Origin of the sequence: Streptomyces sp. UH6, assembly GCF_013421635.1 — a bacterium.
Taxonomy (GTDB): Bacteria; Actinomycetota; Actinomycetes; order Streptomycetales; family Streptomycetaceae; genus Streptomyces; species Streptomyces abyssomicinicus.
The window spans coordinates 1-7,686 of sequence record NZ_JACADT010000198.1 but is presented as its reverse complement, the minus strand read 5'-3'; the positions used below and the strand labels follow the sequence as shown (position 1 = coordinate 7,686).

General features: G+C 70.1%; 6 protein-coding genes. 5 read left to right on the top strand and 1 reads right to left on the bottom strand.

Annotated features, from left to right (window positions below; translation table 11 throughout):
• Positions 1-338: 338 nt before the first annotated feature.
• From HW445_RS12640 to clpX, 3 genes are all read left to right on the top strand, one after another.
• Positions 339-944: an ATP-dependent Clp protease proteolytic subunit gene (locus HW445_RS12640; RefSeq protein ID WP_170145125.1), complete on the top strand. Its 606-nt coding sequence runs from the start codon at positions 339-341 to the stop codon at positions 942-944.
• Positions 945-999: 55 nt separating this feature from the next.
• Positions 1,000-1,680 carry an ATP-dependent Clp protease proteolytic subunit gene (locus HW445_RS12635; RefSeq protein WP_151773221.1) on the top strand — a complete coding sequence of 227 codons (681 nt, stop codon included), beginning with the start codon at positions 1,000-1,002 and terminating at the stop codon, positions 1,678-1,680.
• Positions 1,681-1,862: 182 nt separating this feature from the next.
• Positions 1,863-3,152, top strand: a complete 1,290-nt coding sequence (gene clpX, locus HW445_RS12630; RefSeq protein WP_151773220.1) for an ATP-dependent Clp protease ATP-binding subunit ClpX — start codon at positions 1,863-1,865, stop codon at positions 3,150-3,152.
• Between the two features lie 60 nt (positions 3,153-3,212).
• On the opposite strand, the gene HW445_RS12625 is transcribed toward clpX, so the two are convergent.
• A complete protein-coding gene (locus HW445_RS12625) occupies positions 3,213-4,265 on the bottom strand; it encodes a hypothetical protein (protein ID WP_180221123.1) in 1,053 nt (350 codons plus the stop codon).
• A 132-nt stretch (positions 4,266-4,397) separates the two neighbouring features.
• Between HW445_RS12625 and HW445_RS12620 the strand changes: the two genes are divergently transcribed.
• A complete protein-coding gene (locus HW445_RS12620) occupies positions 4,398-7,025 on the top strand; it encodes a valine--tRNA ligase (protein ID WP_180221122.1) in 2,628 nt (875 codons plus the stop codon).
• A gap of 104 nt (positions 7,026-7,129) precedes the next feature.
• Positions 7,130-7,686, top strand: a 557-nt coding sequence (locus HW445_RS12615; protein ID WP_180221121.1) for an acyltransferase, incomplete at its 3' end; no start/stop codon positions are given.

Here is a 7,686-nt window from a genome sequence, read left to right as displayed (position 1 = left end):
GTGGTGAGGGTGCGGTGCAGGGCCTCGTCGTCCGTGAGGTGGTGGCCGCGCGGTGGCATGCCCGGGGCGCGCCGGGCAACCCGCAGGGTGAGGCGTCGCCCCGGCGCCACAGGACCTGCTCCCGGCCCCTCCCATGCGCTCACAGCGAACACTCCAGGAACCGGGATGGCACGTGACTGCCTGCGCGTTAGGGTCCATGAATACGAGGGCAGGGGAGTCCCCGTCGCCGCCGATCACCGCGGCGCGCTGCCGGGGCACGCACCACCCCCGCCCCGGCAGAACACGTGAGACGGCCCGGCGCCGTCGTAAGACGAGCAGGTGGATACGTGACGAATCTGATGCCCTCAGCCGCCGGCGAGCCTTCCATCGGTGGTGGCCTCGGCGACCAGGTCTACAACCGGCTGCTCAACGAGCGGATCATCTTCCTCGGCCAGCCGGTCGACGACGACATCGCCAACAAGATCACCGCACAGCTGCTGCTCCTTGCCGCCGACCCGGACAAGGACATCTACCTCTACATCAACAGCCCCGGCGGCTCGATCACGGCCGGCATGGCGATCTACGACACCATGCAGTACATCAAGAACGACGTGGTGACGATCGCGATGGGCCTCGCCGCGTCGATGGGCCAGTTCCTCCTGAGCGCCGGCACGCCCGGCAAGCGCTTCGCGCTGCCGAACGCCGAGATCCTGATCCACCAGCCGTCGGCCGGCCTGGCCGGTTCCGCGTCGGACATCAAGATCCACGCCGAGCGCCTGCTGCACACCAAGAAGAAGATGGCGGAGCTGACCGCCTTCCACACCGGTCAGACGGTCGAGCAGGTCACCCGCGACTCCGACCGCGACCGCTGGTTCGACGCCGAGGAGGCCAAGGAGTACGGCCTCATCGACGAGGTCATCTCCGCGGCCTCCAACATCCCGGGCGGCGGCGGCACCGGGGCCTGACGCCCGAGCCCGCGCACCGGCCCTCCCCCCGCCCCCGCCTTCCAGGAGACAGAGAATGAACGACTACCCCGGCAGCGGCCTGTACGACCGCACCCGCGCCGAGCTGACGGCTCCGGTCGCCGAGTCCCGTTACGTGATCCCGCGCTTCGTGGAGCGCACCTCCCAGGGTGTGCGTGAGTACGACCCGTACGCGAAGCTCTTCGAGGAGCGCGTGATCTTCCTGGGCGTCCAGATCGACGACGCGTCGGCCAACGACGTCATGGCGCAGCTGCTGTGCCTGGAGTCGATGGACCCGGACCGTGACATCTCGATCTACATCAACAGCCCGGGCGGTTCCTTCACGGCGCTGACCGCGATCTACGACACGATGCAGTTCGTGAAGCCGGACATCCAGACCGTGTGCATGGGCCAGGCGGCCTCCGCCGCCGCCGTCCTGCTCGCGGCCGGCACGCCCGGCAAGCGCATGGCGCTGCCGAACGCCCGCGTCCTGATCCACCAGCCGTACAGCGAGACCGGCCGCGGTCAGGTCTCCGACCTGGAGATCGCCGCCAACGAGATCCTGCGGATGCGCTCCCAGCTGGAGGAGATGCTGGCCAAGCACTCCACCCAGCCGGTGGAGAGGATCCGCGAGGACATCGAGCGTGACAAGATCCTCACCGCCGAGGACGCGCTGCAGTACGGGCTGGTCGACCAGATCATCTCGACCCGCAAGATGAACAACGCCAGCGTTCGCTGACGCGACCGCGGCAGGACGTCTGCCGCCTCTTGGCGGGGTTCGCCCGGATCCGTTCCGGAGCGGACCCTGCCAAGGGGGGCCCGAACGGGGGGCCAGGCAAGGTACCGTCGACATAAGGCAGCACCGTGGAGACCGGGGACGCACACGCGTCCGAGGGCTCCCAGGCGAAGGGGAAGCACACCGTGGCACGCATCGGTGACGGCGGCGATCTGCTCAAGTGCTCGTTCTGCGGCAAGAGCCAGAAGCAGGTCAAGAAGCTCATCGCAGGCCCCGGTGTGTACATCTGCGACGAGTGCATCGATCTCTGCAACGAGATCATCGAGGAGGAGCTCGCCGAGTCGAGCGAGACCCGGTGGGAGGAGCTCCCCAAGCCGCGGGAGATCTACCAGTTCCTCGAGAGCTACGTGGTGGGCCAGGAGGCCGCCAAGAAGGCGCTCTCGGTGGCGGTGTACAACCACTACAAGCGGGTCCAGGCCGGTGAGAACGGCGGCGGCCAGGGCCGCGAGGACTCCATCGAGCTGGCCAAGTCCAACATCCTCCTGCTGGGGCCCACCGGCTCCGGCAAGACGCTCCTCGCCCAGACGCTCGCGCGGATGCTGAACGTGCCGTTCGCCATCGCCGACGCGACCGCGCTGACCGAGGCCGGCTACGTCGGTGAGGACGTCGAGAACATCCTGCTCAAGCTGATCCAGGCGGCCGACTACGACGTCAAGAAGGCCGAGACGGGGATCATCTACATCGACGAGATCGACAAGGTCGCCCGCAAGAGCGAGAACCCGTCGATCACCCGCGACGTCAGCGGCGAGGGCGTCCAGCAGGCCCTGCTGAAGATCCTCGAGGGCACCACGGCCTCCGTGCCGCCGCAGGGCGGGCGCAAGCACCCGCACCAGGAGTTCATCCAGATCGACACGACGAACGTGCTGTTCATCGTGGGCGGCGCCTTCTCCGGGCTGGAGAAGATCATCGAGTCGCGGGCGGGCGCCAAGGGCATCGGCTTCGGCGCGACCATCCGCTCCAAGCGGGAGCTGTCCGCCAAGGACCAGTTCGAGGACGTCATGCCCGAGGACCTGGTCAAGTTCGGCATGATCCCCGAGTTCATCGGCCGTCTGCCGGTGATCACCTCGGTGCACAACCTGGACCGCGAGGCGCTGCTCCAGATCCTGGTCGAGCCGAAGAACGCGCTGGTCAAGCAGTACCAGCGGCTCTTCGAGCTGGACGGCGTGGAGCTGGACTTCGAGCGCGAGGCGCTGGAGGCCATCGCGGACCAGGCCATCCTCCGCCAGACCGGCGCGCGCGGCCTGCGCGCCATCATGGAGGAGGTCCTGATGTCGGTGATGTACGAGGTGCCGTCCCGCAAGGACGTCGCCCGTGTGGTGATCACCGCCGACGTGGTCCACTCCAACGTCAACCCCACCCTCATCCCGCGCGACGCGCGCGGCGGCCGGGGCGCGGGCGAGCAGAAGTCGGCCTGACCGCGGACACGGCGAAGGGGCGCGCCCGGCAGGGCGCGCCCCTTTCGCATGCGCGGGGTCCTACTCGGGCTTGCGGATCTCGTCGCGGACCTTCTCGGTCATCTGCGCCGCGAGCTCCTTGCTCACGTCCGCGGTGGCGTCGCCGGGAGAGACCAGCGCCATGGTGCTGTAGTCGGCCCAGACGCAGAACCAGTCGGTCTTCATCTTCTGGGTCACCTGCTCCTTGCCCTTGACGGCCTGACACTTGGTCACGGTGCCGTCGATGTCCACCTCCTCGGGCTCCCCGATCAGCTCCGCCTCGTTCTTGCTCTCCTTGGAGTTCTTCTCGAACTCCTTCTTGTAGGAGGCGAAGAACTTGTCGAGCGTCCCCGCCGGGTCGGCGATCTCGCCGTAGCCGCCGACGACGGTCATGCCCTTGGAGGTGGCCAGCACCTTCGGGTCCGGCGCGGTGCTCGGGTCGCTCGGGTCGTAGCCGGAGAGGTCGGCCGTGGAGTACATCCCGAACACGGCCTTGCCGTTCTTGACGCCGCTCTCCGCGAGGTCGTCGGCGTCGTCCTCGCTCTCGCCCGCCTCGCCGGCCCGGTTGTAGTCGGTCAGCAGCTTCGCGGGCATCACCAGCTTGTGCGGGCCGTCGTCCTCCAGCCCGCCGCTGAAGAAGAGGAAGTAGGCGCCGACCGCGAGCGCGACCACCACGGCCGCGCCGCCGATGAGCAGCCCCGTCTTCTTGCCGCCACCGCCGCCGGGCTGACCCTGCGGGGGCGCGCCGTACGGGGGCTGGCCGGGCTGGCCCGGCTGCTGGCCGTACGGGTTGCCCTGCGGCGGGACGCCGGGCTGCTGGGGGTAGCCGTAGGGCTGCTGCGGCTGCTGGGCGTGCTGCGGCTGCTGCTGGGGGTAGCCGTAGCCGGGCTGCGGCTGCTGCTGGGGCGCCGGAGCACCGTACGGGCCGGGCTGCCCGGGCTGCTGACCGCCGGGCTGGCCGTAGGGGCCGGGCTGACCGTAGGGACCGGGCTGACCGGCCGGCTGACCGTAGGGCCCAGGCTGAGCTCCCGGCTGTCCGTAGGGACCGGGCTGCTGGGGCTGCCCGCCGTACGGGCCCGGCTGGTTGTGACTCATGTCTGGTTCCCTCCCTGGTGCTGTCCCGCGCCATCCTTCCCTACGCCGGGCCCGGCGTGCGCCCCCGGGCGCAGACCGTTACCTAGTAATCGCGTTTCGGAACGCCCCGGGGACACCCCTAAAATGACCGGCGTGACCGAGAACTCTCAGCAGCCCACAGCGCCCGAAACCGAACTGCCGACCCAATACACGCCGGCCGACGTGGAGGGGCCGCTGTACGAGCGCTGGGTAGACCGCGGTTACTTCGAGGCGGACGCCGGGAGCGACAAGGAGCCCTTCACCGTCGTCATCCCCCCGCCGAACGTCACCGGCTCGCTCCACCTCGGGCACGCCTTCGAGCACACGATCATCGACACCCTGACCCGCCGCAAGCGGATGCAGGGCTACGAGACGCTGTGGCAGCCGGGCATGGACCACGCCGGCATCGCGACCCAGAACGTCGTCGAGCGCGAGCTCGCCAAGGAGGGCAAGTCCCGCCACGACCTGGGCCGCGAGGCGTTCGTCGAGCGGGTCTGGCAGTGGAAGGCGGAGTCCGGCGGCCAGATCTCCGGCCAGATGCGCCGCCTCGGCGACGGCGTCGCCTGGTCGCGTGAGCGCTTCACCATGGACGAGGGCCTGTCCCAGGCCGTCCAGACCATCTTCAAGAAGCTCTACGACGACGAGCTGATCTACCGCGCCGAACGCATCATCAACTGGTGCCCGCGCTGCCTGACCGCGATCTCCGACATCGAGGTCGAGTACCAGGACGACGACGGCGAGCTCGTCTCGATGAAGTACGGCGACGGCGAGGAGACCATCGTCGTCGCCACCACGCGTGCCGAGACGATGCTCGGTGACACCGCGGTCGCCGTCCACCCGGACGACGAGCGCTACCGGCACCTCGTCGGCAAGCAGATCAAGCTGCCGCTGACCGACCGCTCCATCCCGGTCGTCGCCGACACCCACGTCGACCCGGCGTTCGGCACCGGCGCGGTCAAGGTCACCCCGGCCCACGACCCGAACGACTTCGAGATCGGGCAGCGCCACGGCCTGCCGTCCATCGCCGTGATGGACGAGCACGCCGTCATCACCGTCCACGGCCCCTTCCAGGGCCTGGACCGCCTCGAGGCCCGCTCCGCCATCGTCGCCGCGCTGCGCGCCGAGGGCCGGATCGTCGCGGAGAAGCGCCCCTACGTCCACTCCGTCGGCCACTGCTCCCGGTGCAAGACCACCATCGAGCCGCGGCTGTCCATGCAGTGGTGGGTCAAGGTCGGCCCGCTCGCCAAGGCCGCCGGCGACGCGGTCCGCGACGGCAGGGTCACGATCCACCCGCAGGAGATGGAGAAGCGGTACTTCGACTGGGTCGACAACCTGCACGACTGGTGCATCTCGCGCCAGCTGTGGTGGGGCCACCGCATCCCGGTCTGGTACGGCCCCAACGGCGAGACGGTCTGCGTCGGCCCCGACGAGCAGCCGCCGGGCACCGAGGCCGAGGGCTGGCGCCAGGACAACGACGTCCTCGACACCTGGTTCTCCTCCGGTCTGTGGCCGTTCTCCACGCTGGGCTGGCCCGAGCAGACCGAGAGCCTCGCGAAGTTCTACCCGAACTCCGTCCTGGTCACCGGCTACGACATCCTCTTCTTCTGGGTCGCCCGGATGATGATGTTCGGCATCTACGCGATGGACGGCACCCCGCCGTTCCACACCATCGCGCTGCACGGCATGGTCCGTGACCAGAACGGCAAGAAGATGTCGAAGTCCTTCGGGAACGTCGTCAACCCGCTGGACTGGATGGACAAGTACGGCTCCGACGCGCTCCGCTTCACCCTGGCGCGCGGCGCCAACCCGGGCGTCGACGTCCCGATCGGCGAGGACTGGGTCCAGGCCTCCCGGAACTTCGCCAACAAGATCTGGAACGCGACCCGGTTCGCCCTGATGAACGGCGCCACCGTCGAGGGCCCGCTGCCGGACGCCGCCGAGCTGTCGGCGACCGACCGCTGGATCCTGTCCCGGCTCAACTCGGTGGTCGCCGAGGTCGACGCGCTCTACGACGACTACCAGTTCTCCAAGCTCTCCGAGGCGCTGTACCACTTCGCGTGGGACGAGGTCTTCGACTGGTACGTCGAGCTGTCCAAGACCACCTTCATGGCGGGCGGCCCGGCGGCCGAGGCGAGCAAGCGCGTCCTGGGCGAGGTCCTGGACGTCACGCTGCGGCTGCTCCACCCGATCATGCCGTTCGTCACCGAGACGCTGTGGACCACGCTGACCGGCGGTGAGTCCGTCGTCGTCGCCGAGTGGCCGGGCGACAGCGGCTTCCGCGACGCGGCGGCCGAGCAGGAGATCGCCACCCTCCAGTCGGTGATCACCGAGGTCCGCCGCTTCCGCAGCGACCAGGGCCTCCAGCCGGGCCAGCGTGTCCCGGCCCGCCTGACCCTGGCCGGCACGCCGCTCGCCGCGCACGAGCCGGCCATCCGCCAGCTGCTGCGCCTCCAGCCGGAGGGCGAGGGCTTCTCCGCCACCGCCAGCCTGCCGGTGGCCGGCGCCACGGTCGAGCTGGACCTGTCCGGCGCGATCGACTTCGCCGCCGAGCGCAAGCGGCTGTCGAAGGACCTGGCGGCCGCCGAGAAGGAGAAGGCGCAGGCCAACGGCAAGCTGGGCAACGAGGCCTTCCTCGGCAAGGCCCCCGAGCCGGTCGTGGCGAAGATCCGGGCCCGCCTCGCCAAGGCCGAGGAGGACATCGCGCGGATCACGGAGCAGCTGACGAAGCTGCCCTCCGCCTGACCGCGCGAGGCACCCGTCCGGCGGGCCGTCCCTCGTGAGGGGCGGCCCGCCGCGTTCATGTCGTGGCCGGTCCCCGGTAACCGGGTGGCTGTTCACTGCGGGGCATGACCGCCACCTCCACCGCCGAGCCCGTCGCACCGGGGCACCACCAGGACGCGCCCGGGCGGCGGGACGACGTCGACCTGCTGCGGGTCGTCTGCACCGCCGCCGTCGTCCTCTGCCACACCGCCGCCGTCTTCGTGGACGCCGGCCACCGCTCCGCCGGCGTCGCCGCCGACTCGCTCACCCGGTTCGCCGTGCCGGTGTTCTTCGCCATGGCCGGCTGGGCGGCGCTGGTGGCCTCGCCGGTGCGCGGGGAGCGGCAGCTGCTGCGGCGGGTGGACCGGATCGTGCGCCCCCTGGCGGTGTGGACGGTGCTGTACGTGGGGTGGCGGGGCGGTGCCGAGGACGCCCTCGGAGCCGTCCTCGGGTCGGTCGAGCCGGCGTTCCACCTTTGGTACTTGTACGTGTACGTCCCGCTGATGCTGGTGCTCGGCGCGGCGGTACTGCTGGTGCGGCGGGCGGCCGTCCCCCGGTGGACCCTGGCGCTGCTGGGCGTGTGCGCGCTCGGGACGGCGCTGCGCGGCGACGCGGGCGAGGTCACCGGGCTGGACCTGCCCGA